The organism is Mesorhizobium sp. M0678, assembly GCF_040320505.1.
Taxonomy (GTDB): Bacteria; Pseudomonadota; Alphaproteobacteria; order Rhizobiales; family Rhizobiaceae; genus Mesorhizobium.
In genome coordinates this window covers 1-1,156 of record NZ_JAMYPT010000078.1, presented here as the reverse complement: position 1 = coordinate 1,156, position 1,156 = coordinate 1, and the positions used below count along the sequence as shown (strand labels likewise).

Sequence of the window (1,156 nt, the reverse complement as noted above, 5' to 3'; positions counted from 1 at the left end):
GGCGAGAGCGGCAACGTTGCTACTATTTTTGCTCTGTCTTTGCCGATTGTCGTCGGCGGTGCGGGCCTCGGTATCGAGACTTCCTATTGGTATTACAGCAGCCTGAAGCTACAAGCTGTGGCGGATGCGGCGGCCTATGCTGGCGCTTTGGAAAAGGTTTCGGGATCCGACACGCCAAAGATTGTCTCCGCAGCGACAGCGTCAGCGACCACGAACGGCTGGGGACCGTCAGCAGGTACAATAGAGGTCTTCTCGCCTCCGTCAGCCGGTCCAAATGTCGGAAAAAAGGCGGTTGAGGTAGTCGTTCATCAGAACCTCGATCGGTTCTTTACGTCGATATTCACGCAAAACGCAGTTGGCGCACAAGCAAGGGCGGTGGCTCTTATTACGGATGCTTCAAAAGCCTGCATTTTGACGGTCGATCCTTCCGCTTCGAAAGCGGCGCTCTTTTCCGGCAGTTCGACCACAAAACTGACAGGCTGCTCCGTCATGTCGAATTCGATAGCTCCGGACGCCATCAAACTTCAGGGATCGGCAAGCCTTGATGTCGATTGCCTGATATCGGCAGGCGGTGTTTCGTTGAGCAACGTCGTGAAGACCGTTTGCGCCAGCCTGATAACTCAGGCGCTGCCCGCTGCTGATCCTTTTGCCGACCTGCCGGCGCCGCCGGCCACGAACCCTTGTCAAAACGGCAATCAGTCAACCTTGCAACCTGGAACATACTGCAAGGGGCTCAGCTTGAGCGGCAATGTAACCCTCTCGCCCGGGATATACGTCATTGAGGGAGGCGATTTCAAAGCGAGCTCGAATGCAAATATTTCCGGCGAGGGTGTCGTCATTTATCTGGCCGATACCTCCGGCGTTAGCATGAACGGCACGGCGACCGTCAAGCTCAGCGCACCGACGTCGGGCACCTATTCAGGTGTGCTGTTCTATGGCGACAGAGCCAACCTGGCGGGATCCAACACGTTTAATGGCACGGCGGATTCGCTATTGACCGGCGCTCTGTATTTTCCAACACAGGGCGTCAATTATCTCGGCAATTTCTCGGGCAAAGGTGGTTGCACGCAGGTCGTCGCAAGTACCGTGCAATGGTCCGGCAACGCAAACATCATTCAGGATTGCACGAGCCTTGGAATGCGAGACATTCCGGCCA

The 1,156-nt window shown here is 56.0% G+C and carries 1 protein-coding gene; it reads left to right on the top strand.

The genetic code is table 11. The features are described 5' to 3' along the window. The coding region (locus NKI29_RS33345; RefSeq protein ID WP_352798695.1) for a pilus assembly protein TadG-related protein at positions 1-1,156 on the top strand (1,156 nt) is incomplete at both ends.